19 protein-coding genes are annotated in these 25,238 nt (G+C 72.7%); 14 read left to right on the plus strand and 5 right to left on the minus strand.

Annotated elements, in window-relative coordinates:
• The first annotated feature begins 176 nt into the window (after window positions 1-176).
• The 10 genes from ACZ6JT_RS23280 (at window position 177) to ACZ6JT_RS23325 (ending at window position 16,384) form a co-directional block, all read left to right on the plus strand.
• Complete coding sequence (locus ACZ6JT_RS23280; RefSeq protein WP_469212463.1) at window positions 177-389, plus strand: hypothetical protein; 213 nt, start codon at window positions 177-179, stop codon at window positions 387-389.
• Window positions 386-475 (plus strand): K(+)-transporting ATPase subunit F, encoded by a 90-nt coding sequence (gene kdpF / locus ACZ6JT_RS23285; RefSeq protein WP_037807443.1) that lies wholly within the window; start codon window positions 386-388, stop codon window positions 473-475. The genes ACZ6JT_RS23280 and kdpF overlap by 4 nt, the downstream gene beginning before the upstream one ends.
• An 8-nt stretch (window positions 476-483) precedes the next feature.
• Window positions 484-2,148: a potassium-transporting ATPase subunit KdpA gene (gene kdpA / locus ACZ6JT_RS23290; RefSeq protein WP_469212465.1), complete on the plus strand. Its 1,665-nt coding sequence runs from the start codon at window positions 484-486 to the stop codon at window positions 2,146-2,148.
• Entirely contained in the window at window positions 2,145-4,250 is a 2,106-nt protein-coding gene (gene kdpB, locus ACZ6JT_RS23295; RefSeq protein ID WP_469212466.1) for a potassium-transporting ATPase subunit KdpB, read from the plus strand. The genes kdpA and kdpB overlap by 4 nt, the downstream gene beginning before the upstream one ends.
• Before the next feature lie 3 nt (window positions 4,251-4,253).
• Window positions 4,254-4,988, plus strand: a complete 735-nt coding sequence (locus tag ACZ6JT_RS23300) for a potassium-transporting ATPase subunit C (protein WP_469212468.1) — start codon at window positions 4,254-4,256, stop codon at window positions 4,986-4,988.
• Window positions 4,989-5,235: 247 nt separating this feature from the next.
• The gene (locus ACZ6JT_RS23305) at window positions 5,236-5,739 is read left to right on the plus strand and encodes a hypothetical protein (RefSeq protein WP_469212469.1); all 504 of its coding nucleotides are present in this window, start codon (window positions 5,236-5,238) and stop codon (window positions 5,737-5,739) included.
• 187 nt (window positions 5,740-5,926) lie between these two features.
• Entirely contained in the window at window positions 5,927-8,227 is a 2,301-nt protein-coding gene (locus tag ACZ6JT_RS23310; protein WP_469212471.1) for an MMPL family transporter, read from the plus strand.
• 136 nt (window positions 8,228-8,363) lie between these two features.
• Window positions 8,364-13,103 (plus strand): aminotransferase class I/II-fold pyridoxal phosphate-dependent enzyme, encoded by a 4,740-nt coding sequence (locus ACZ6JT_RS23315; RefSeq protein ID WP_469212473.1) that lies wholly within the window; start codon window positions 8,364-8,366, stop codon window positions 13,101-13,103.
• Window positions 13,104-13,113: 10 nt separating this feature from the next.
• Window positions 13,114-13,851 carry a 4'-phosphopantetheinyl transferase superfamily protein gene (locus ACZ6JT_RS23320; RefSeq protein WP_469212474.1) on the plus strand — a complete coding sequence of 246 codons (738 nt, stop codon included), beginning with the start codon at window positions 13,114-13,116 and terminating at the stop codon, window positions 13,849-13,851.
• A gap of 79 nt (window positions 13,852-13,930) precedes the next feature.
• Window positions 13,931-16,384, plus strand: a complete 2,454-nt coding sequence (locus tag ACZ6JT_RS23325; protein ID WP_469212476.1) for a SpoIIE family protein phosphatase — start codon at window positions 13,931-13,933, stop codon at window positions 16,382-16,384.
• A gap of 27 nt (window positions 16,385-16,411) precedes the next feature.
• On the opposite strand, the gene ACZ6JT_RS23330 is transcribed toward ACZ6JT_RS23325, so the two are convergent.
• From ACZ6JT_RS23330 to dacB, 5 genes are all read right to left on the minus strand, one after another.
• Window positions 16,412-17,404 (minus strand): serine/threonine-protein kinase, encoded by a 993-nt coding sequence (locus ACZ6JT_RS23330; RefSeq protein ID WP_469212477.1) that lies wholly within the window; start codon window positions 17,402-17,404, stop codon window positions 16,412-16,414.
• Window positions 17,405-17,699: 295 nt separating this feature from the next.
• On the minus strand, window positions 17,700-18,308 hold the full coding sequence (locus ACZ6JT_RS23335) for a hypothetical protein (RefSeq protein WP_469212479.1): 609 nt from the start codon (window positions 18,306-18,308) through the stop codon (window positions 17,700-17,702).
• A gap of 142 nt (window positions 18,309-18,450) precedes the next feature.
• Entirely contained in the window at window positions 18,451-18,927 is a 477-nt protein-coding gene (locus tag ACZ6JT_RS23340; protein WP_469212480.1) for a hypothetical protein, read from the minus strand.
• 93 nt (window positions 18,928-19,020) lie between these two features.
• A complete protein-coding gene (locus ACZ6JT_RS23345) occupies window positions 19,021-19,626 on the minus strand; it encodes a hypothetical protein (RefSeq protein ID WP_469212481.1) in 606 nt (201 codons plus the stop codon).
• Between the two features lie 496 nt (window positions 19,627-20,122).
• Window positions 20,123-21,772, minus strand: coding sequence for a D-alanyl-D-alanine carboxypeptidase/D-alanyl-D-alanine endopeptidase (dacB, locus tag ACZ6JT_RS23350; RefSeq protein ID WP_469212483.1), 1,650 nt, complete (start codon window positions 21,770-21,772; stop codon window positions 20,123-20,125).
• A gap of 189 nt (window positions 21,773-21,961) precedes the next feature.
• Between dacB and ACZ6JT_RS23355 the strand changes: the two genes are divergently transcribed.
• From ACZ6JT_RS23355 to ACZ6JT_RS23370, 4 genes are all read left to right on the plus strand, one after another.
• A complete protein-coding gene (locus ACZ6JT_RS23355; RefSeq protein ID WP_469212484.1) occupies window positions 21,962-22,696 on the plus strand; it encodes a TetR-like C-terminal domain-containing protein in 735 nt (244 codons plus the stop codon).
• Window positions 22,697-22,739: 43 nt separating this feature from the next.
• Entirely contained in the window at window positions 22,740-23,900 is a 1,161-nt protein-coding gene (locus tag ACZ6JT_RS23360) for an MAB_1171c family putative transporter (protein WP_469212485.1), read from the plus strand.
• A 302-nt stretch (window positions 23,901-24,202) separates the two neighbouring features.
• Window positions 24,203-24,655, plus strand: a complete 453-nt coding sequence (locus ACZ6JT_RS23365) for a helix-turn-helix domain-containing protein (RefSeq protein WP_030719199.1) — start codon at window positions 24,203-24,205, stop codon at window positions 24,653-24,655.
• On the plus strand, window positions 24,652-25,230 hold the full coding sequence (locus ACZ6JT_RS23370) for a toxin (RefSeq protein ID WP_469212486.1): 579 nt from the start codon (window positions 24,652-24,654) through the stop codon (window positions 25,228-25,230). Before ACZ6JT_RS23365 ends, ACZ6JT_RS23370 begins: the two co-directional genes overlap by 4 nt.
• The last annotated feature ends 8 nt before the right edge of the window (window positions 25,231-25,238 follow it).

Here is a 25,238-nt window from a genome sequence, read left to right on the forward strand (position 1 = left end):
CCCCTGCTCCGCTCACCTGAACCTGTGGACGACCGGCCGGTCCTCCTGGGCGCGGACGGCCGTCGCGCCGGCGCTCGGGGCGGCATCGCCGCGCCGGCCGCACGCCTCCCACCAGGGCAGAGGCCGCTTCGGCGGCCTCTGTGTCAGGGAGGCGTCAAGAGATCCCGTGCCTCCGTATGGAGGCCGTCAAGGCGCGTGAAGGCCGTGGCGAAGAGGGGGTTATCTGGTCATCGGCCAGCCGGCCGGTTCACTTCATCCACTCCATTCACTTCACCCACTTCATCCACTTCATCCAGGAGCTCACGATGGCCGATCTGGCCTTCGTCGTCACCACGGTCGCGGTGTTCGCGCTGGTGGCTCTCATCGCCCGAGGGGTGACCAGGCTGTGACCGTCGAAAACATCGTCGGCCTCGCGGTCGCCGTCTCCCTGCTCGGCTACCTCGTCCTCGCCCTCGTGTACCCGGAGAGGTTCTGAGCACTGCCATGAGCCCCGTAACGGCTGGTGTGCTCCAGCTGCTCGCACTGATCGCCGCACTCGCACTGGCCTACCGCCCGCTCGGCGACCACATGGCCCGCGTCTACTCCTCCGAGAAGCACTACAAGCCGGAGAAGTGGATCTACAAGGCGATCGGCGCCAACCCATCGGCCGAGATGCGCTGGCCCGCCTACCTCCGCGCCGTCCTCGCCTTCTCCGCCGTCGGCGTCCTCTTCCTGTACCTCATGCAGCGCGTCCAGGGCAGCCTGCCCGGCTCGCTCGGCTTCGCCTCGATCGACCCCGACCAGGCCTTCAACACCGCCGCGTCCTTCGTGGCGAACACGAACTGGCAGTCGTACTCCGGCGAACAGGCCATGGGGCACGTCGTGCAGACCGGCGGCCTCGCCGTCCAGAACTTCGTCTCCGCCGCCGTCGGCATGGCCGTCGCCGTCGCCCTCGTACGCGGCTTCGCCAGGTCCCGCACCGGTGAGCTGGGCAACTTCTGGTCCGACCTGGTGCGCGGCACCGTACGCATCCTGCTGCCGATCTCGGTGATCGGCGCGATCGTGCTGGTCGCCTGCGGCGCGATCCAGAACTTCGCCGGCATCCACGAGGTCGGCCGGTTCACGGGCGGCTCGCAGCAGTGGAACGGTGGGGCCGTGGCCTCGCAGGAGGTCATCAAGGAGCTGGGGACGAACGGCGGCGGCTACTTCAACGCCAACTCCGCGCACCCCTTCGAGAACCCCACCCCCTTCTCCAATCTCTTCGAGATCTTTCTGATCCTGCTGATCCCGTTCGCGATGACCCGGACCTTCGGCCGCATGGTCGGCAACCTGCGCCAGGGCTACGCGCTCCTCGCCACCATGGGCGTCATCTGGCTCGGTTTCACCGCGCTGATGATGTGGACCGAGTTCGCCCACCACGGCCCGGCCTTCGACGTCGCGGGCGGAGCGATGGAGGGCAAGGAGACCCGCTTCGGCATCGGCGGTTCGTCGATCTTCGCCGTGGCCACCACCCTCACCTCGACCGGCGCCGTGAACTCCTTCCACTCGTCCTACACGGGCCTCGGCGGCGGCATCGCGATGCTCGGCATGCAGCTCGGCGAGATCGCACCCGGCGGTGTCGGCTCCGGCCTCTACGGCATGCTGATCATGGCGATCATCGCGGTGTTCATCGCCGGCCTGATGGTCGGCCGCACGCCCGAGTACCTGGGCAAGAAGACAGGCACCCGCGAGATCAAGCTCGCCGCCTGCTACATCCTCGTCACCCCCGCCCTGGTGCTCTGCTTCACCGCGGCGGCGATGGCCCTGCCCACTCCGGGCAACTCGATGACGAACACGGGCGCGCACGGCTTCTCGGAGATCCTCTACGCCTACACCTCGGGCGCCAACAACAACGGCTCCGCCTTCGCCGGCCTGAACGCCGACACCCAGTGGTTCAACAGCACCATTGGCATCGCCATGCTGCTCGGCCGCTTCCTGCCGATGGTCTTCGTCCTCGCGCTCGCCGGCTCGCTCGCCGAGCAGAAGCCCGTACCGGAGACCGCGGGCACCCTCCGTACCGACAAGCCCCTCTACGCGGGCCTGCTCGTCGCGACGATCGTCGTCATCACCGGACTCACCTACTTCCCGGCCCTGGCGCTGGGTCCGCTCGCCGAAGGGCTCGCGTCATGAGCACCGCCACTCCCACCAGAACTCCGCACCAGGACGTGCCCACCGGTCCCACGACCGGCGCCGGGCGCGTCGGCGGGGGCCTGTTCGATCCCGGGCAGCTGCTGAAGGCCTTCCCGGAGGCGGTCCGCAAGCTCGACCCCCGGATCATGATCAAGTCCCCGGTCATGTTCGTGGTCCTGATCGGCTCGGTCGTCACCACCGTCCTGGCGGTCGAGAACCCGGCGGACTGGTTCGGCTGGGCGATCACCGCCTGGCTTTGGCTGACGACGATCTTCGCCAACCTCGCCGAGGCCGTGGCCGAGGGCCGCGGCAAGGCGCAGGCCGACACGCTGCGCAAGGCCAAGACCGACTCCGTCGCCCGCCGTCTGACGGGGGACGGCCGGAGCGAGGAGCAGGTGCCGGGCACCGAGCTGACGATCGGCGATCTGGTGGTCTGCGAGGCGGGCGACGTCATTCCCGGCGACGGTGACGTCGTCGAGGGCGTGGCGTCCGTCGACGAGTCCGCCATCACCGGCGAGTCCGCGCCCGTCATCCGCGAGTCCGGCGGCGACCGCTCGGCCGTGACCGGCGGTACGAAGGTGCTCTCCGACCGGATCGTCATCAAGATCACGACGAGGCCCGGCGAGACCTTCATCGACCGCATGATCGCCCTCGTCGAGGGCGCTGCCCGACAGAAGACGCCCAACGAGATCGCCCTCGACATCCTGCTGGCGTCCCTCACCATCGTCTTCCTGCTCGCGGTCGTCACCCTCCAGCCGTTCGCGATCTACGCGGGCGCCGAACAGTCGATGATCGTGCTGACGGCCCTGCTGGTCTGCCTGATCCCCACCACGATCGGGGCGCTGCTCTCCGCCATCGGCATCGCCGGCATGGACCGCCTCGTCCAGCGCAACGTCCTCGCCATGTCGGGGCGCGCGGTCGAGGCCGCGGGTGACGTCTCCACCCTGCTCCTGGACAAGACGGGCACGATCACCCTCGGCAACCGTCAGGCCGCGGAGTTCGTCCCGGTCAAGGGGACGACGGAGGCCGAACTGGCGGACGCCGCCCAGCTGTCGTCCCTCGCGGACGAGACGCCCGAGGGCCGCTCCATCGTGGTCCTCGCGAAGGAGGAGTACGGCCTGCGCGAACGGCACCGGGGCGAGCTGTCGAACGCCGACTGGATCGCCTTCACCGCCCAGACCCGTATGTCGGGTGTGGACGTGGACGGCAAGCAGACCCGCAAGGGCGCGGCCGGATCCGTCATCACCTGGGTCAGGGAGCAGGGCGGCGAGGTCTGCGACGACGCCGACCTCCTCGCCGACAGGATCTCCGAAGCCGGCGGCACCCCGCTCCTGGTCGCCGTCCGCGACGAGAAGGGCGCCCGCGTCCTGGGCGTCATCCACCTCAAGGACGTCGTCAAGGAAGGCATGCGCGAGCGGTTCGACGAACTGCGCCGCATGGGCATCAAGACCGTCATGATCACCGGCGACAACCCCCTCACCGCCAGGGCCATCGCCGAGGAGGCGGGTGTCGACGACTTCCTCGCGGAAGCGACGCCCGAGGACAAGATGGCCCTCATCAAGCGGGAGCAGGCGGGCGGCAAGCTCGTCGCGATGACCGGCGACGGTACGAACGACGCCCCCGCCCTCGCGCAGGCCGACGTGGGCGTGGCGATGAACACGGGCACCTCGGCCGCCAAGGAGGCCGGGAACATGGTGGACCTGGACTCCGACCCCACCAAACTCATCGAGATCGTCGAGATCGGCAAGCAGCTGCTGATCACGCGCGGCGCCCTGACCACGTTCTCCATCGCCAACGACGTCGCCAAGTACTTCGCGATCATCCCGGCCATGTTCGCCGTGGTCCACCCCGGCCTCGACAAGCTCAACATCATGGGCCTGTCCTCGCCCGAGTCGGCGATCCTCTCCGCGGTCGTCTTCAACGCACTGATCATCATCGCCCTGGTCCCACTCGCCCTCAAGGGCGTTCGGTACCGGCCCACCAGCGCCGACAAGATGCTCCGCCGCAACCTCGGCCTCTACGGGGTGGGCGGCCTGATCGCCCCCTTCATCGGCATCAAGCTCATCGACCTGCTCATCTCCCTCATCCCCGGAATCGGCTGAGCCATGAACAACTCCGTAGGAAACACCGCTCGTCTGCTGTGGGCCGGTCTGCGCGCGCTGCTGGTTCTCACGATCGTCTGCGGCGTCCTGTACCCGCTGGCCGTCACCGGCATCGCCCAGCTCGCCTTCGGCGACAAGGCCAACGGCTCCGAGATCAAGGACGCGAGCGGCCGGGTCGTCGGCTCCTCCCTCATCGGCCAGACCTACACCCTGCCCCAGCAGGCCCCTTCTGCTCCGACTGCGGGCGACGACGCCGAACAGGCCGCCAAGCCGGACCTCAAGTGGTTCCAGCCGCGCCCCTCCAACGGCCTCGGCGCCAACAGCGTCAACACCCGGTACTCGCTCGTCCTCTCCGGAGCCACCAACCGCTCCGCCGACAACGGCGCCGTGAACGGCAAGTGCACCAAGGACGCCGAGGAAGGCACCCTCTGCGCCCAGGTCGTCGCGGCGAAGGAGGCCGTCGTCGCGGACAACTCCACCCCCGGCCACCCGGTCAGGCCCGAGGACGTACCGGCCGACGCCGTCACCTCCTCCGGCTCCGGCCTCGACCCCGACATCTCCCCCGCGTACGCCGAGCTCCAGATCCACCGCGTCGCCGAGCGGAACAACCTCGACGTCAAGCAGGTCGAGAAGCTCGTCGCCGACCACACCACCGGCCGGGCCCTCGGCTTCATGGGCGAACCCCGCGTCAACGTACTCGCACTCAACGTCGCGCTCAGGGCGCTGACCGGGAGCTGATGCTCCACGGCGCCCGGCGTGAGGACCGGCGGTGGCGCGCGGCCCGCGCCCCGCCGGTCCCGGCCGTGGTCTCCCCATCGTGCTCACCGTCCCCGTGGGGCCCCGGCCTGCCCACCGGCGTCTGCGACGGTCCGCCCGCCCACCCGCCTCCCTTTTTGATGGGACATGGTCAAGATGTCGTAGTCGTCGCCTCAGCAGTGCGTCAAGGCGCGCGGACCGCGCCGCCGGCCGCCCTACCGTCGCTCCCATGGACGGACTCGCCGAGGACATCCACTGGGCCGGTGCACGACGCTTCGCGCTCTGCACGGCCGCACTGTTCCTGGCGGCCCTGCTCGTGCTGGACGCGGGAGCCGGCGAACTCTGCGCCCTCCGCTGCGTCCTCTGGGCGGGCCTGGCCGCCCTGCTGTTCGTGGTCCTGCTGCCACCCCGGATCTCCGTACGCGCCGGCCGGCTGAGCACCCGCGGCGTACTGGTGGGGCACAGCGTCCGTACCGACTCCCTGGCCTCCCTGCAGTGGTGCGACGGCGTGGCCCAGCGCCTCCTGCTCCGGGACACCGACGGAAGCAGCGTCGAGATCGACCCGACCGTGCTGGCCCGCAACCCCGCGATGTGGCGCCGGCTGGACGCCGACACCCGTACCTCGGTCGAACGCGGCACCCTGCTGCGGGGCTCCATCGCGCTGCGCGAGCTGGCGGAGCACATCGACCGGGAGACCGCCCACACCGTCTTCAGGGTGTCCGGCCTGGGCTGACGGCCCGCGGTGACCGCCTGCGCCGGGTGCGAGAGCGGGCCCGGCGGCCCCTGTCAAGGTACGAACAGCCGGGGCTACGGCCCAACCCCTCCTCCGGGCACGGTGGAAATCGACCGTCCTGCGCCAGTGCAGGACCGACACACCACCCGGATCGGAGCCTTCCGTGTCCCGTCGCGCAGGGGTCTTCGTGACCCGTCGCCCCCGACTCGTGCTCTTCGCCGCGCTCGTCTTCCTCGTCCTGTCCGCCGTGTTCGGCGCCGAGGCGAGCGGCCGGCTGAAGACGCAGGGGTACGACGACCCGCGCTCCGAATCCAGCCGCGCCGCCCTGTCGGCGGCCAATGGCCCGGGGTCCTCCCCGAACCTGGTCGTCGTCGCGCGGACCCACGGCGGGTCCGTCGACGACGCCGCGGCCCGGAGCGAGGGCGAGGCCCTGACCGGCCGCCTCGCCGCCCTGCCGCACGTCAGCGCCGTGACCTCGTACTGGACGGGCGGCGCGGCCGAGCTGCGCGGCCGTGACGGCGACGCCGCCATGCTGGTCGCACACGTCGACGGCGAAGGAGAGCGGCTCGGCGCCCGGGTCAAGGAGCTGAAGCGGGAGCTGACCGCCCCGGGCGCCCCCGAGAAGGCCCTGACCCTGCACGTGGGAGGGACGGCGCTCGCCGACGCCGAGCTCCAGGACCTCTCCGAGTCCGACCTCAAGCGGGCCGAGTCCGTCGTCCTGCCGGGAACCCTGATCCTCCTGGTCCTGGTCTTCGGCAGCGTCGTGGCCGCCGCGCTGCCGCTGCTGATCGGTGTCCTGGCGATCGCCGGGACGCTGCTGGTCCTGAGCGTCCTCGGCTCCGTCACCGACGTGTCCGTGTTCGCGCTGAACCTCACCACGGCGCTCGGCCTGGGGCTGGGCATCGACTACGGGCTGCTGATCGTCTCGCGGTTCCGGGAGGAGCTCGCCCACGGGTACCGGCCGCGCAACGCCGCCATCCGGACCGTGCGGACCGCGGGCCACACGATCGTCTTCAGTGCCGCCACGGTCTCCGCCGCGCTCGCGACGCTGCTGGTGTTCCCGCCGTACTTCCTGCGCTCCTTCGCCTACGCGGGCATCGCCGTGGTGGTGATCGCGGCGGTGAGCGCCCTGACCGTACTGCCGGCCCTGCTCGCGCTGCTCGGCAAGCGGGTCAACGCCTGGGCCGTGCCGTGGCGCCGCCGGGTCCACGGCGGCTCGCGGTCGCGCCTCTGGGAGGGCCTGGCGCGGATCGTCGTACGCCGCCCGCTGGTCGCGGCGCTGCCGGTGATCGGCCTGCTGCTGGTGCTCGCGGCGCCGTTCGCGCACGCCGGTTTCGCCACTCCGGACGACCGGGCGCTGCCGGTGAGCGCGTCCAGCCGGCAGACCGGGGACCTGGTGCGCGGCTCGTTCGACATGAAGGGCTCCAGCGCGCTCACGGTCGTCGTCACGGGTACGGCGTCCCCGGCGGCGCGCGAGGACTACGCCCGCCGGCTGTCGGCGCTCCCGCAGGTCGCCCGGGTCGTGGGTGCCGAGGGCAGCTTCCGGTCCGGCGAGAAGGCGGCGGTGTCCGGCTCCGCGGCCGGCTCCGCGGCCGGGTCCGCGGCCGGGTCCGCGGCCGGGTCCGTCGGGTCCGCGCGTACCGCCGGCGGCGGACCGGCGCGGCTCTCCGTGGTGCCGCTCGCCGACCCCCAGTCGCGCGCCGCGCAGCAGCTCGTGCGCGACATCCGCTCCGCCCCCGTCCCGGCGGGCGCCGAGATCCTCGTCGGCGGACCGAGCGCGGTCCTGGTCGACGCCAAGGCCACCGTCGGGGACCGGATCCCGCTGGCGCTCGCCCTGATCACCCTGACCACCTTCGCGCTGCTGTTCGGCTTCACGCGCAGTCTGCTCCTGCCGGTCAAGGCCATCGCGCTGAACGCCCTGAGCCTGGCGGCCGTCCTCGGGGCCATGGTGTGGATCTTCCAGTCGGGCCATCTGCACCAGCTGCTCGGCTTCACGCCCGGACCGCTCAGCACGACCATGCCGGTGCTGCTGTTCTGCATCGTCTTCGGCCTGTCGGTGGACTACGAGGTGTTCGTCCTCGCCCGTATCAAGGAGGCGCACGACGCCGGGCAGGACGACGCGACGTCGATCGTCTCCGGCATCGCCCGTACGGGCGGGATCGTCACGACCGCCGGCGCCCTGCTCGCCTTCACCCTCCTGAGCTTCGGCACCTCCCAGGTGTCCCTCCTGCAGTTCTTCGGGATCGGCGCGGGCCTCGGCGTCCTGCTCGACGCCACGCTCGTCCGCGGAATGCTCGTACCGGCGCTCATGCGTCTGGCGGGCGGCCTGAACTGGTGGGCGCCGCGGCTGCTGCGGCCCAGGCCGCCGCGCCCCGTGGCTGCTCCTGCGCCGCCCCGGCGGTGCGCGCCGGGGCGGTGTCCCCCACCCGGCCGCACCGCGGTCCGTACGCCCGTCCGCCCGCACGCCCGCGCACCCGCGGGCCGCTGACCGACGGGGGCGCAGGCCCCGTCCCGGTCATCCCGTCATCCCGTCCCCGTCATACGTCCCGTTCCCGCAGACCCCGTTCCCCCCGACCACCCCGCCCCCACCCCCGCACAGGGGATCACGACAAGGAAGAACCGTCATGACCGACATCGCCATCACCGGACTCGGCTGCCGCTTCCCCGGCGCCCCCGACATCCGCGCCTACTGGAAGCTCCTGCTGAGCGGGGAACGCCAGTTCACCGCCGTCCCGGCCGAGCGCTGGAACCACGAGACCTTCCACCGGCCCGGCGACCGATCGGCCCCCAACGCCGCGTACACCGACCAGGTCGCGTTCCTGGACGACGTGGACCGTTTCGACGCCCTGCACTACGGGGTGCCGCCCGCACGCGCCCGGTCCATGGACCCCCAGCACCGGCTGATGCTCGACATCGCCCGCGAGGCCCTCGACGACGCGGGGCTGGGCCGCGGCGACTTCGACCGGGAGAACACCGGGGTCTTCTTCGCCGTGTCGGTGTCCGACTACAAGGACCTCATGGCGGCTCCCCTGCGGGCCATCTCCCTGGCCGAGCAGTCGCAGGCGGCGGACCGCCCCGACACCGAGGCCATCCGGGAGCAGGCCGCCGAGCTCGGCAGCATCCACTCCTTCACCCTGCCCGGGAGCCTGCTCAACATGGCGGCCGGCACCGTCAGCCGGCACTTCGGCCTCGGCGGCCCCAGCTTCGCCGTCGACGCCGCCTGCTCCGGTTCGCTGGTCGCCCTCGACCAGGCGGTCGCCCAGCTCCGACAGGGCACCTGCCGGATCGCCGTCGTCGGCGGCGCGTACCTCAACCTGACCCCGGACAGCCTGGTCGGCTTCTCCCGGCTCCGCGCGCTGTCCGCGAGCGGCGTGTGCCGGCCGTTCGACGAGGCGGCCGACGGGTTCGTCCTCGGCGAGGGCGCCGGCGCCGTCGTCGTCAGGCCGCTCGCCGACGCCCTCGCCGCCGGCGACCGCGTCTACGCGGTGATCAAGGGCATCGGCTCGGCCAACGACGGAGCCTCCCCCGGCCCGCTGGTCCCCACCGCCGAAGGCCAGCTGCGCGCCATGCTCCGGGCCTACGACGACGCCGGGGTCGCCCCGTCCTCGGTGGGCTTCATCGAGGCCCACGGCACCGGCACCACCACCGGCGACCGCTCCGAGGTGGAGGCACTGCGCAGGCTGCGCACCGAGTACCCCGACGACGACCCCTCGCTGTGCTACCTCGGCTCCGGCAAGGCCCTCATCGGGCACTCGCTGTCCGCGGCGGGCATCGCCGGTCTGATCAAGACGGCCCTGGTCGTCCACCACCGCACGATCGTGCCGCAGCCGGTCACCACCCCCCACCCCGAGCTGGGCGTCTCCGCCGCGGGCCTGCGCTTCGCCGACACCGTCCGGCCCTGGCCGGGCGCGGCCTCGCCCCGGCGGGCCGCCGTCAGCTCCTTCGGTTTCGGCGGCACGAACGTGCACGTGGTGCTCGAGGAGCAGCCGGCCCCCGCCCACGGCACCTCCCCGGTGCCCTCTGAAGGACCCCGGCCGCAGCTGCTCCTCCTCTCGGCCGGCAGCCCCCAGCTGCTGGAGCGGCACATCGACGAGGTGCTCGACATGCTGGAGCGGACCGCCCCCGTGCCGCTCGCGGCGCTGGCCCACACCCTGGGCGCGCGCGAGCCGCTGAAGACGCGGCTCGCGATCGTGGCCGACGACACGGAGGAGTTCACCCGGCGGCTGCGCCACGCCCGCGAGCAGCTGGCCGAAGGTGCCCGGGGCGACCTCGGCGACGGCGCCTACGCCGCCGACGCCCCGCTGCCGGAGTCCGAGCGCCGCATCGCGTTCCTCTTCCCCGGGCAGGGCAGCCAGCGGCCGGGCATGATGCAGGACCTCTACGAACGGTTCACGGGCTTCCGCACGGACGTCAATGTCCTCAGCGCTGTCGCCCGCCGCGACGCCGGCTTCGACCTCGCGGACCTGCTGTACGGAGAGGCCCCGGCCGCCCGCGGCGACTCCGAGGAGCCCGGTCGGCGACTCGCCGGCACCGACGTGTGCCAGCCGCTGCTCGGCACCGTGCAGATCGCCGCGACCCGGCTGCTCGCCCACTGCGGCGTCACGCCCGGACTCGCCCTCGGCCACAGCGTCGGGGAGTTCGCCGCCGCCGCGGCGGCGGGAGCGCTCACCGACGAGGACACCGTACGGCTGCTGGTCCACCGGGGCGCCGCCCTCCGCCGGGCCGAGACCGGCGTCGGGGGCGGGATGCTCGCCGTACAGACCGACGAGGCCACCTGCCACCGGCTCATGTCCGGCATCGACGACGTGTGGCTCGCCTGCTTCAACCAGCCGCGGCAGGTCGTGGTCAGCGGCTCGCCCGAGGGGCTCGCCGCGGTGCGGCAGGCCTGCGCCGGGGCCGGGGTGGTCACGGCGGCGCTCGACGTGTCCAACGCCTTCCACTCGCCGCGGGTGGCCTCCGCCGAGGCGGGCGTGCGCGCGGACCTCGCCGCCCTCCGCATCACCGGCCCCGTCCTGCCGTTCGTCTCGTCCGTGAACGCCGAGGTCTGCACCGACCCCGAGGGGCTGCGCGGGCTCTGGGCCCGGCACGCGTCCGCCCCGGTCCGGTTCGGCGACGCCGTCCGGACCGCGTACGACCAGGGGGCGCGTGTCTTCCTCCAGGTGACCGGCGGCAGCTCGCTCCTCGCCTCGGTCCGCCGCAACCTCACCGGGCGCGGCGACGTGCACGTCGTACCCGCCGACGAGGTGGAGCCGGACGGCGGGCGCGGCTTCGTCCGGGCCCTCGCCCGGCTCGGGGTCCTGGGCGTCCCGGTCGACCCGCGCGCGCTGGTGCCCGACGAGGACCGCCGCCTGCTGGACCTGCCGGTGGCGAAGCTCGACACCCAGTCCTACTGGGTGCCGCGCGGGCGCCCCGCCAGGAACGGGCGCCCCGCCGCGCAGCGGGACGCCTGCGCCACCGCCCGGCCGCCCCGGCCCGCGGCCCACGAGGAGACCTCGGTGAACGCCCCGGTCGACGCCCCCGTGGCCGGCGCCGTGAACGCCCCGGCGAACGACCCGGTGGGTGAGCTGCTCCAGCTGGTCCGGCAGCAGGCGTCGCTGCTCGCCCGGCTCGCCGAGACACTGCCCGTACGGGACCCGGCCGCCGAGGCGGCCGAGCAGGCCGAGCAGGCCGAGCAGGCCGAGCGAATCGAACCGGCGCCCGTGCCCGTCGTAGCCGTCGTACCCGCTGCCACCGCCCCGCCCGCTTCCGGCCCGCCCGCCGCGCGGGAGCCCGCACCGGCCGATGACGTCGACGAGATCGCCGAAGGCGTGCTCGCGCACGTGGCCCGGATCAGTGCCTTCCCGGTGAGCCACCTGCACCTCGACCAGCCGCTGGTCGACGAGCTCGGTTTCGACTCGCTGATGCTGACCGACCTGTTCACCGCCCTCACCCGGCAGTGGCCCCAGTGGACCTTCGACGAGGCCGCCGCCGACCGGCCGACCGTCCGGAGGATCGCGGCGATGGTCGCGAACGCCTGCGGCGCGGACCCGGCACCGCAGGCCGTACCCGCCACCGCGCCCGAGGGCTTCCCCGTACAGCGGGCCGGTGAGGCCGAGGAGACGCCGCCGGCGCCGGTGCCCGACCCGCCCACCGCGCCGCTGCCCGAGGAGCACACGCGGATCGAGTGCTTCCCGGAGGTCACCGCCCACGGCGAGCGCATCTCCGCGCTCGACGGGGTGGGGCTGCCCAATCCGTACTTCCTCGTCCACGAACGCGGTATGACGGACACGACCGTCGTCGACGGCCGGGAACTCCTCTCCTTCTCCAGCTACAACTACCTGGGCCTGGCGACCCACCCCGAGGTGAACGAGGCGGCCCGGGACGCGATCGAGCGCTGCGGCACCTCGGTGTCCGCCAGCCGGCTCCTGTCGGGCAGCCGTCCGCTCCACCTGGAGCTCGAGGCGGAGCTCGCCGGCCGGCTCTCCTGCGAGGCCGCGGTCACCCTGGCCAACGGGCACGCCACCAACGTCACCGTGATCGGTCACCTCCTCGGCCCCGGCGACCTCGTCATCCACGACGCGCTCGCCCACGACAGCATCCTGCAGGGATGCAAGCTCTCCGGCGCGACCCGGCGGCCCTTCCCGCACAACGACGCGGGCGCCCTGGACGCGATCCTCACGCAGGTCCGCCACCAGTACCGGCGGGTCCTCGTCGTCGTCGAGGGCGTCTACAGCATGGACGGCGACATCGCCGACCTGCCCGCCCTCATCGAGGTCAAGCGCCGGCACGGCGCGCTGCTGATGATCGACGAGGCCCACAGCATGGGGACGATCGGTGCGACGGGACGCGGCATCGGCGAGTACTTCGACGTCGACCGCTCGGAGGTCGAACTGTGGTCGGGCACCCTGTCCAAGGCGCTGGCCGGCTGTGGCGGCTACGTCGCCGGGAAGCGCTCGGTCGTCGAGTACCTGCGCTACACCGTTCCCGGCTTCGTCTTCAGCGCCGGCATGACCCCGGCCGACACCGCCGCGTCCCTGGCCGCGCTGCGCCTGCTGCGCGCCGAGCCGCAGCGCGTGGCACGGCTCGCGGAGAACTCCGCGCTGTTCGTCCGCCTCGCCCGCGATGCGGGGATCGACGTCGGGGACAGCCACGACACACCGGTCGTCCCGTGCATCGTCGGGGACTCCCTGAAGGCCCTGCGGCTCGCCGAGGCCCTGTTCCAGCGGGGCGTCAGCGTCAACCCGATCCTCTATCCGGCCGTACCGGAGGAACAGGCCCGGCTGCGCTTCTTCATCACCAGCGAGCACACGGCCGACCAGATCCGGCACACGGTGACCGCGCTGGAGCACGAGCTGCGGCACCTGACCACGGCCCGCGCGGCCTGACCCCGCGGCCATGAACACCACCGCCGTGGACTGCGCCGTGGACGCCGCCTTCCGGCCGATCGCACCGGGTCACATCCACCGGTGGGGCGGGGCCCGACTCCTCGTGGCCCCGCTCACCGGCCCCCGCCGGGCGCCCTTCCTCTCTCCGGCCGAACGGCGGGTGGTCCGGGCGCTGCCGGCCCGGCGGCGGGCCGAGTGGACGGCCGGCCGGCTGCTCGCCAAGCGCCTCGTCGCGGACGCCCTCGCCGCACCGGCCGACGAGGTGGAGGTACTCCCCCGGGACGACGGCAGCCCGTACGTGGTCGTCAGCGGCAGCCCGCTGCCGGCCGTGCACGTCTCCATCAGCCACACCGCCCGCCACGTCGCCGCGGCCCTCGCACCCGAAGCGGTCGGCGTGGACCTCTGCGAGACGGCGTCGGCCGCCGCGGTACGCCGTGTCGCGGACCGCGTCTTCTCCCCAGGGGAGCTCGCCCGCATCGGGACGGGCCGGCCCGAGGCCCTGGCCGGCGCCTGGGCGCTCAAGGAGGCCGCGGTCAAGGCCGACCGGACCGGCGTCTTCGGCGCCGCCCCGCGCCTCGTCGAAATCCTGGGCCTTCGGCCGCCGGTGCTCAGCGGACGGCGCCGCGCTGCGGTGTGGCGAGCGGGAGACGCGGTCCTCGCCCTCGTGCTCGCGCACTCCCCGGCTCCGGCGGGCCGGGCGCACCCCCCTTGGCAGCACTGCGTTGGTGCTCCTTGCCCCGCCGGATGATGCTTGTCAGTGGAGCCCCTGGTCGTGCGGTTGCCGTGGAACCGCGGCGAGGGAACTAGCGAGGGCGAGATGAGCGGCGATGGAGCAACTTCCCACCTCTCCTGGTGAGCGGCCGGCGGAGCCGAACGACTCCGGCGGATCGACCTACACGGCCACGGCCACCCTCAGTGAGCAGGGCATCGTGACCGAGTGGAGCGAGGACGCCCGTCGGCTGCTCGGCTACGCCCCCGCCGAGATCGTGGGACAGCCCGCCGCCCTCCTGCTCGCCGACGGCGCCGGGCCCGCCGAGGACGTCGACCAGAGCGCGGGGCGGATCCCCTCCGGGCAGGACCGGTGGAGCGGCACCGTGGCGCTCCGGCACCGGGACGGCACGCGGCTGGAGGTGAGACTGCTCGCGCACCGGTGGACGTCCACCGGCGGGAACACCAAGTGGTTCGTGGTGTCCGCCGTGCCGGGTGAGCCCGGTACGACGCCCTGGGGCGAAGCGCTGGACGAGTGGACGTTCACCCAGTCCCCCTGTTTCCTGGCGGTCTTCGACGCGGACCTGCGGCTGGTGCGGGCCAACGCCGGCATGGAGCGCGCGCTGTCCCTCACGGAGGGCGAGATGCGCGGGCTGCGGCTGCCCGAGATCGCCCCGGATCCCGTCAGCGACGAGACCGAGCGCAGGATGCGCCTGGTGGTGGAGACGGAGGAGCCGCAGCACGTCGACGCGTTCGTCCGTCCCACGGGCGCGCCGGCCGAGCAGGGCCTCGCCGCCTCGATGGCCCCGTTGCGGGACGCCGACGGGCGGGTACGCGCCGTCTGTCTGGCCGCGCACGAGAAGTCCGGACCCCCGGGTGAGCGGCCGCAGCTGCTCCTGTCGGACGTCGACACCGCCGGCATCGGCACCACCATGGACAGCGCCCGCACCGCGGAGGAGCTCGCCGAGGCGGCCGTGCCCCGGATCGCCGACTTCGCGGTCGTCGACCTGCTGGAGCCGCCTCCGCGGCCGGACGAGGGCTCCTCCAGACCGGCGGCGGGGCCGGTCACCGTGTCCCACATCGCCGTGCGCTCGCTCCTGGAGGGAAGCCTGGAGTCCCAGGTCCCGGTCGGCGGGACGGCCGTCTATCCGGCGCTGTCACCTCCCGTCGACTGCCTGGCCGCGGGCCGCGGCGCCGTGTACGCGACCTCCGACCCGGCGGTCGCCCGGTGGGTGGCCCAGGATCCCGGGGCGGCCTGGATCGCCCACTCCGGCACCCACTCGATGATGATGGTGCCGCTGCGCGCCGGAGGCACCACGCTGGGCTTGGCCGTCTTCAGCCGGCACCAGCGGCAGGAGCCCTTCCACCCGGAGGACCTGTGGCTGGCCGAGGAACTCACGTCCAGGGCGGCCGTCGGCATCCACAACGCGCGCCGGCAGACCCGCGAGCACACCACGACCATGACGCTGCAGCGCAGCCTGCTCCCGCACTCGCTGCCCGACCACCCGGCCCTGGAGATCGCCTCCCGCTACCTGCCCGCCGGTACCGATGCCGGCGTGGGCGGCGACTGGTTCGACGTGATCCCGCTGTCCGGCGCACGGGTGGCCCTCGTCGTGGGCGACGTCGTCGGCCACGGCATCCGCGCCTCCGCCACCATGGGCCGGCTGCGCACCGCGGTGCGGACGCTGGCCGACGTCGACCTGCCGCCGGACGAGCTGCTCACCCACCTCGACGACCTGATCATCCACCTGTCGGCCGACGAGGGCGAGCAGGGGGCCGCCGCGGAGGCCGCCGGCGGCATCGGCACCACCTGCCTGTACGTGGTCTACGACCCGGTCACCCGTCGCTGCACGGTCGCCCGGGCCGGCCACCCGCCGCCCGCCGTGGTCTCCCCGGAGGGCTCCGCGTACCTCCTCGACGTGCCGGCCGGACCGCCGCTGGGCCTGGGCGGCCTGCCCTTCGAGACCATCGAGGCCCAGATCCCCGAGGGCAGCCTGCTGGTCCTGTACACCGACGGCCTGCTGCAACCCCGCGAGCGGGACATCGACGAGTCCCTGGACAGCATGTTCGCGGCCCTCGTACGGCCGACCTCCAGCCTGGACACGGTGTGCGACCGCGTCCTGGCGGCGCTGCTGACCCGCCGGCCCGACGACGACGTCGCCCTGCTCGTCGCCCGGACCCGGGCCCTGCACGCCGACAAGGTCGTCGTCTGGGAGCTGCCGTCCGATCCGTCCATCGTCGCCCGGGCCCGCCGGTACACCACCGAGCAGCTGACGGCGTGGGGGCTCGACGAGGCCGCCTTCGTCACCGAGCTCGTGGTGAGCGAACTGGTGACCAACGCCATCCGCTACGGGGCGCCCCCGATCGAGCTGCGGCTGATCCACGACGACACCACCCTGCTCTGCGAGGTCTCCGACGCGAGCAGTACCGCCCCGCACATGCGGCGGGCCCGGACGTTCGACGAGGGAGGGCGGGGCCTGCTGCTGGTCGCCCAGCTCGCCCAGCGCTGGGGCACCCGGCACTCCGCCCTCGGCAAGACCATCTGGGCCGAGCAGTCGCTCGTCGGGTTCTGAGGACCGGCGGGTCCGAGGAGCGCGGTCCTACGGTCCGCCGGACGGGGCGTGGAAGACCGGCCGGGCCCAGATCGGAGGGTCCGGCGGCGGCTCCGGGGGTTCGACCCGGTGCGACGGGCCGTCCTCCCGCCTGGTGCCGCCTCCGGCGGCGGCGCGCAGGGCCCCGACGAACTCCAGGCAGGAGGCGTAGCGGTCCTCCGGAACCTTCGCCAGGGCCTTGGCCAGGACTTCGTCGGCGGCGGGCGCGATCTCGGGCCGCCGCTCCGTCAGGGGGGTCGGCTGGTCGTACTGGTGCGCCCACAGCAGCGCCACGTCCTCGTCGCGTACGAAGGGGGGCCCGCCGGCGAGGGTTTCGTAGACGACGCAGGCAAGGCTGTAGAGGTCGCACCTGCCGTCGACCGGCCGGCCGGTGATCTGTTCCGGCGCCATGTAGTCGAGGGTGCCCACGAACTCCCCCGCCGTGGTGAAGCCGCTGAGCGACAGGGACTTCTTCGTCAGTCCGAAGTCCGTGAGGTAGATGTGTTCCGGGTGGTCGCTGTCGGTGCCCGCGGCGACCAGGATGTTGCCGGGCTTGACGTCCCGGTGCACCAGGTCGTGCTCGTGGGCCGCGTCGAGGGCGGATGCCACCTGGGAGGCGATGCGCAGGGCCTTCGCGACGGGCAGGGGGCCCTCCCGGTCCAGCAGGGCCCGCAGGTCGAGCCCGGAGACGTAGCGCATGGCGATGTACAGGACACCGTCGGTCTCGCCCGCTTCGAAGATCGGCACGATGTGCGGGTGGTCGATCTTCGCGGCGACCCGCGACTCGTGGGTGAAGCGGCGCCGGAAGGTGTCGTCGCGGGCGCGCTCGGGGGCGATCAGCTTGAGCGCGACCGTACGGTCCAGGCGCAGGTCCTTGGCGGAATAGACGACGGCCATGCCGCCGCGGCCGATCAGCCGCTCCACCCGGTATCCCGCGATCTGCTTGCCGATCAGGCCGGAGGGCCGGCCCGTGTACACGCTGAGGTCGGATGCCGAGGCCATCAGGGGCCCGCCTCACCCGGCCGGCCGGCCGGCGGCGCGGCGCCGACGCGGTGCCCGTGGGCGAAGGTGCCGATCATGCCGACCCCGTCCTCGATGGAGCGTCGCCCGAGGGGACGACATGGCTGAACGGGTCGCGCTCGACGCGACGGTGTCGGCTCGGGCGCGCACGTGACGCGCCAGGCCGCTCTTCCAGACCTCAAGTCTATCCAGTGATCCATACGAGTGCCCCTTCGAAACGGAAGGGGTCCCCGGCACGTGGTGTGCCGGGGACCCGTGGTGTGGCGGTGGCCGGGGGTCAGCCCATGCCGCCGGTGCCGCCGCGGCCGCCGAATCCGCTGGTCTCGCAGCCGATGCCGACGCAGATGCCGCCGTCGCCGCCGGCACCGCCCTCGCCGCCGTCGCCGCCGGGGGACGCCGCCCCGCCGGTGCCGCCGTCGCCGCCGTTGACACTGCCGTGGCAGACGCCGGCGCAGACGCCGCCCTTGCCGCCCGTGCCGCCGGTGCCGCCGCCCGGCCGGCCCGTCACGCCGGTGCCGCCGTTGGCGCTGCCGTTGCAGACTCCGGCGCAGATGCCGCCGCTGCCGCCCTCGGTGCCGTTGACCGAGCCGTTGCACTTGCCCGCGCAGACCTTGTCGCCGACGCGGACGCTGCCCTTGTCGAGCTTGACCTTGCCGGTGAGCTGGTCACCGAACGTGCCGATCGCTCCGTCGCGGCCCCAGCGGTTGCCGCCCGTCCGGGTGTCGCCGCCGCCGGGTGCGGGCCCGTGCTGCCCGGTGACGGCCGCCTCTACGGAGTGGCTCGGCAGCGCGGGCGCCGCCGTGGCGGCCGTCGTCATCGCACCGGCACCGAGCAGGGTCGTCGAGACGAGAAGACCGAGACGGAACTTCCAAGATCGCACGCGCATGAGATTCTCCTTTGCCTGAAAGCTGATGTCCGTTGAGCGGTTCGGTTGGTCGAATTCCTCGCCGTGGACGATTCCGCCGGCGTAAGACGATCGGGGCGCTCCGGCCGCGTCGGGCCGGAGCGCCCCGAGGGGGATGCGTGTATCAGGTCGAGGAGGAGAATCCGTCTCCCATCAGGGCGATCCAGTTGCCCTCCAGGTAGTCGTCCTTCAGGTTGTCGAGCTGCTCCTCGGAGAGGTCGTACTTCTTGGCGATCTTCTCCTTCATTTCGTCCGAGTCGTCGACCAGCAGGATCATCACGATGTGGACCTTGTCGACCATCGAGAGGTCGGACTTCGACTTGTCGGGCAGGTCGTCGAACCGGAAGCAGCCCACTCCGCCGGGCTTGCCGGGCTCGCCCGGCTGACCGGGCTCGCCGCCCCTGCCACCCGCTCCGCCCTTGCCGCCCTCGCCGCCACGGCCACCCAGCGCACAGTGCGAGGGCTGCTCGGTCACGACCGAGGAGCTGGAGCCCGCCGGGGCCTTGAACTCCGACGCTTGCGCGGCGCAGGCCGTGCCGGTGACGAGGGCCAGGGAGGCCGCCGCCAGGATGAGCGGACGCTGCCAGGTGCACGTGAACATGGGGTTCTCCGTTTCCAAAGGACAAGAAGGTGTGGATGGGGGGTGGGGGGGTGGAGGCCCGGAGGCCTCCACCCGGTCGGATCGGTGCGTCTGTCAGAAGAGGGACCCACCACCGTCTCCGGCGTTGCCGCCGAGGCCACCGATCAGGCCGCCGAAGCCACCGTCTCCGGCGTCACCACCGGCACCGCCCTGGAGGAAGCTGAAGCCGCCCTTCCCGCCGTTGCCGCCCTTGCCGCCGACGAGCCAGCCGTCACCGCCGCCACCGCCGGCGCCACCGCCGCCGCCTTCGAGGATGCCGAAGCCGCCCTTGCCGCCGTCGCCGCCGGCGCCACCGATGCGGCCTTCACCGCCACCGCCGCCGCCACCGCCGCCACCGCCGACGAGCAGCCCGCTCCCGCCGTCGCCGCCGGCGCCGCCCTTACCACCGGTGCCCTTGACGCTGCCGCCACCGGCACCGCCGGAACCGCCACCGCCTCCGACGAGGCCGCCGCTTCCGCCCTTGCCGCCCTTTCCTCCGGCGCCTCCGTCGGTCGGGAGGAGGATGGAGTGCACGTGGTCGGGCATCGGGGCCGCCGTCGCGGCGGACGCCGGCAGCAGGATCCCTCCGGTCACCACGGCGGCCGAGGCGATCAGCGTCGCCAGGCGGAAGCCCTTACGGGTGGGGCGGGCGGTGCTGTTGGTGTGCATCTTGCGGTTCATGACTTTCTCCTACCGATCCAGAGGGATATTGAGTTGTCCCGGTTTTCCGGGACTGTGCGGTACTCGCCTCGTTTCGTTTTGTTTCCGGTGAGGCCCGCACCACAAATAAACCCCGGGGGGCACATACCGGTCATGTTCCGGAATCTCGGGACTTGACACCCCCCTAAGGGCCGGGTAAAAGTCCGCGCGGCAGGGACCGGAGGCGCCTGCTTGAGGGGTGAGTGCCGTGCGTGCGCGGGCGGCGGCTACGCGGAGCCGGCGCCGGCCGAGGGACTGGCCGCTACCGGACGAGGTCTCCCGGGCGCGGGCGCGGACGTGCAGCCGAGCCGAAGCGGAGGGGTGGCTCGGTGAGGTCGCAGGGATGAGGTCGCGGGGATCGACCTCGGCATGCCTGCCCACGGAGGCCGCGCAGGGCTCACGCCGGCAGCCGAATCGACGGAACCTCCGCATCCACCGCGATTCTCGATCCCGGACGGAACGGCGGGCTGACGCGCCGTCAGGGTGAGGGCGAGGGCGCGGGAGACTCCTGGAGGTAGGCGGCGATCATGGCGAGGTCGTTGGCGATGGTCAGCACCCCCGCGGGGTCGGTGGTCGGCGTGGAGGCGCCGTTGACCCCGGCGTAGAAGGGGTCGTAGCGGCCGCCGCCCTTGTCCAGGTAGCCGGCGATGGTGATGGCGCCGACGGCCAGCCGGTCGTTGAGCGCGTCGCCGCCGACGGCCGCGCCGGTCTTGGCGAACACCTTCCCGCGCGCCGGGCAGCTGCGGCAGTTGTCGGCCAGCAGCCCGTCGACGCCCAGGATCGGCAGGGCCTCCCGGAAGAGCCGCGCGTCAGGGGTGCGCTGCCAGTACGCCAGCATCTGCACCAGCACCTGCGGGGTCGCGCGGTCGGCGGGGTTGCCGCCCCGGCCGTCCATGAGCTGGGCCTGCTCGCGGTCGACGCCCGCCCGGTCCAGGAAGTCGGCGAGCACCGGGAAGCCGTCCTCGCACTGACGGCTTCCGGTCGTGACGGCCATCAGGCAGATGCCGAGGTTGGCGCCGAGGTTGTGGCTGACCTTGAGGATCAGCTTGGCGTACTGGGCGTAGGGCGGGGAGGTGTACGCGGCCACCCGCGGCCGCCCCGCGTAGTCGCGCGGCAGCCGGGCGACCGGGTTGGGGCCGGCCGGGTCGGCGGTGACCCGCACGCCGGCCCGGCCGAGCGCCTCGATCAGCGCGGTGCGGCCGAAGGCCGCCGGATCGGTGATCGGCGAGGTGCGCAGCAGGGGCTCGGCGTCCGCCGCGATGGTTCCGGACAGCCGGATCCGGGTGCCGCCGTCGGTGGCGGTCACCGTGACGGCGGTCGGCTTGCCCGCCGCGACGGTCTTCACGGTGGAGGTGACCTGGTACGGGGCGACCTTCGGCCGCCAGTCCAGCCGGGCGTCCGCTCCGGCCCGGGCCCCGGGAGTGGTCATCAGGTCGATCAGGTTGTCGTTGATGATCAGCGGCGTCGGGGTGGGGTCGAGGACGGGGTCGGGGAGGAAGAGCCGGCTGTCGACGATCACGTCGCCGTCGACGCGGGTGATGCCGGAGTCCCGGACCTGCCGGGCGAGCTGGTCGATCCCGGCGAGGGGGTTCTCCGGGGTGAGGGTCGCGCCGGGGAAGTCGTTGGCGTAGGTGTGGTCGAGGTCGGTGTACGCGACCGTGCCGTCGGGCCTGGTCCGGCCGCCCATGGTGAGGTCGCCCTGGGCGACGAGGTCGAGGTCGCCGGTGAGCGTGGCGCCGCTGCGCGCGCCGACCGCGTAGAGGGGGGTCACGAAGCGGTGGTTCGTGCCGAGGGTCTGCCACGGGCCGGAGACGCTGATGAGCTTGGCGGTGGAGCCGGGGATGAAGAACTGGCCGGGGAACATGCCGTGCACCACGCGCCCGTCGTCCGGTCCGGTCTGCAGCAGGCCCCACTGGGCGTGGCTGTACTGGGGTTTCCGCATGATCTCGGTGATGCGCGGGTCGAGCCGGCCCTGCTCCGCGTCGCCCGACGGCGTCGGGGAGGAGGGGGAGGGATCCGCCGTGGCCAGCGTGGCCGGGGCCAGTGCCACGAAGAGCAGGGCGGCGCAGGCGGCGGCCAGGATCCGCCGCAGCCGTGCGGGGCGGACGGAGTGGATCGGACTGCTCACAGCGCGCTCCGATCGTCGCGGCTGCCTGGTCCCCGAGGCCGTGTGAACAGCGTGGCACGGCCGGATTCGGCCCGCATGTCAGGCCTCCGAAGGCCTCGGATGCCGTGCCGTGGCCGGATTTCGGCCATGGGCCGGGGTGCTGCGGTGGCAGCGCTGACGGGTGTTGCCACCGGCGGGTACGGTTCCGGCATGAATTCCGCAGCAAGTTCGAACGGCGCCGACGGGGTGCCGTCGAAGGTCGTGAAGGTGATCAAGGACTCCGCGCGCCGGCAGTTGGCGGAGGTGGGGGCCGCGGGGCTGTCCCCGGAGGTGGTGGCCCGCGCCACTGGTCTCGCCGTAAGCGAGGTCGAGGCCGTGTTCCCGCACCGGGACGACCTGTTGACCGCGCTGGTCATCGACGCCTACGACGCGTCGGGCGCCGCGATGGAGGAGGCCGACGAGGCCGCCGTCAAGGCCGGCGCGGGGGCGGGCGCCCGGCTCCTGGCGGTGACGCGCGCGCTGCGCCGGTGGTCCTTCGCCAACCCCGCCGAGTTCACCCTGATCTACGGCTCCCCCGTGCCGGGCTACCACGCCCCGAAGGACACGGTCCCGCCCGCCTCACGGACCCCCGGGGTGCTCGCCGGCATCGTGCGGTCGGCGCTGCTGGGCGGTGAACTGACCCCGCCCCGGCGGGCGGTGCCCGGCCCGCCGCTGCTCCTGCCGGCCGCCGTGGAGGCGTTCGGTGGCGTGCCCGAGGCTCCGTTCTCGGACATCATCGAGCGGGGCATCGTCCTGTGGAGCAACCTCATCGGGCTCCTGGTGTTCCAGGTCTTCAGCCGTACCCACGACAGCGTCCGGGACGAGGCCGCCTTCTTCGACTACTCCATCGCCGTGGCGGCCGAGAGCATCGGGCTCGTGGTCCCCTCGGGCGAGACCACCGACTGAAACCCCGTCCGCCGCGAGCGCGGCACGTGCAGAAAAGCGGGACGTGAACACCACCAGAACCCTCTGCTTCGTCATAGCGGCGCTGTCCTCGTACGCGGCGCTGGTCTACCGGCTGTGCCAGGCGCGCCGCAGTTGGCGGGACAGCGCCTACCGCACGCTGATCGCCACACTGCTGCTCCAGTGCCTCACCTTCACCATGGGGGCCTTCGCCATGGGCGGCAAGAGCCTCCTGGGCGTCGGCAACCTCGCCGTCCTCGTCATGCACCTGGCCGCGGTCGCCTTCTGCGTCAGCGCGCAGATCATCCTGCTCCGGTGGGCGGCCGCGGACGAGGCGACGGTGCGCAGGACGCGCTACTGGCTGGTCTCCGGCATCGTCCTCGACGTGCTGCTGACGGCCCTGTTCTTCGTCGCCGACGGCCCGGGCCGGCCCACCTCGGACTTCGACGGCACCAGCGAGCCGCTGATGCTCACGTACCTCCTGGTCTTCATCGTCTCCCAGGCGGTTCCGTGCGTCACCATCTACCGGCAGTGCGGTCCCTACGCCCGGATGACCGACAACGCCACGCTGCGCCAGGCGCTGCGGCTGCTCTCGGTGGCCGCGGTGGTCCTCTTCCTCTACTGCCTGGCCAGGACGGTCAACATCCTCACGGCGGCGGGCGGTGTCGACATCGGTGCCTGGAAGGTCGCCGCTTCGGTCTTCAGCGCCGCGGGCATCGTGCTGCTCTCGCTCAGCCTGACCAACTCCTCCTGGGGGCCCTCGGCCACCCGGCTGCTGGAGTGGTCCCGGACCTACCGGACCTACCGGGCCCTGTACCCCCTGTGGCGGGACCTGTACGAGGCCTCCCCGGACATCGCCCTGGAGCCGCCGGGCGCTTCGGTCTCGGACCTCGACTACCGTCTCCACCGCCGCGTGGTCGAAATACGCGACGGCTGGCGGGACTTGCGCCCGTACATCGACCGCACGGCCGGCGGCGCGGACCGGGGCGACGGGCCCGGCGGGGAGGCGAGCGAGGAGCTGCGGCAGGCGTTCACGGAGGCGGCGCAGATCAAACAGGCTCTGCTCGCCAAGCGGACCGGTACCGTCCCGCACGACAACAAGGACGCGGGCGACTTCGACGACCGGGACACGGACAACTTCAGTGCGGAAGTGGCATGGCTCACCCAAGTCGCAGCCGCCTACAGTAAACTCGGCACCGCGAGTTGAGAGCTCCCGCCCGGTTTGCATCCCCCGTCAAACCGGGCGGGCATGCCCGTTCCGCCCGATTCGCATCGGGCCGGACGGGTGAACTCCGCCCGGACTGGCCCGGCCCATCCCCCGAGGGCCGGGCCAGTCCGATGTCGCCGGCAGCCGACTCCGTGAAGCCCCCGTGAGTCGACTTAGCTGACAGCTATCGGCGAGACCCCAACGGTGGCGGATTCCCGGCCAATTGTCAACTGACTGCTATTCTGTGAAACTGACAGATAGCCAAGGGCTATGCCGAGGAGGTGACGGGAGGAAGATTCACCATGACCGGGACGGAAAGCGGGTCCGATGACCGGCCCCTGCTCGCAGTGCGCCTCGACGACCTGTTCAAGACGGTTCGCCCCAAGGGCAAGCACTGGACCAATGCCGAGGTCGCGGAGGAGCTGAAGCGCGCCAATCCCGAACTCAAGGTCGGGGGCGTGTACTTGTCGCAGCTGCGGACGGGCAAGCGCTCCAACCCCTCACCCGACCTCCTGGCGGCCCTGGCCCGCTTCTTCGGCGTTTCGGTGGCCTACTTCTTCGACGACAAGGTCGCCGAGTCGGTGCTCAGCCAGATCGCCGCCATCGAGGCGCTGCGCCAGTCCGGGGTCCGCGCGGTGGCGATGCGCGCGGCCGGGATGAAGAAGGAGAACCTCCAGGCCATCACGGCCATCATGGACCAGTACCGGCAGATGCAGGGCCTGCCGCCCGTCACCGACTCCTCCCAGCCCGAATGAGGGCCTCGCGCAAGGAGCGATCGGCGGACCAGGACCGGCGCAGCGGGCTCAAGAGGCTCCGCAAGGCCGGCGCCCGGCGGATCGCCGAACTCGGCCTCCCCGAGGTGGCCGACGTGGCCGAACTGTGCCGCCACCTCGGCGAGGTGCGCGACCGTCCGATCACGCTCGTCCCGATGCAGATGCCCTCCACGCATCCGTGCGGCATGTGGGTCGCCGCACGCGACGAGGACCTCATCTTCTACGACGCCAACACGACCAGCGCGCATCAGGAGCACATCATCTTGCACGAGCTGGGCCACATCATCTGCTGCCACCGGGGGGCGGGCGGGCTGGACGAGGCGGCCGCGCGCCTCCTCTTCCCCAACCTCGACCCCCAACTCGTACGGGACATGCTCCTGCGCGCGACGTACGACGACGTCCAGGAGCAGGAGGCGGAGATCATCGCCTATCTGCTCTCCCAGCGGATGGGCGGCGCCGAACAACGGCACGGCGCTCCCCCGGCGGCGGACCCGGACGAGGACGGCGACCCCGGCAGGAGCGCCGTGCTCAGCCGGATCGAGCGCACCCTGTTCTGAGGGAGGCG

The sequence above is a fragment of the Streptomyces sp. NPDC046308 genome, from assembly GCF_055588065.1.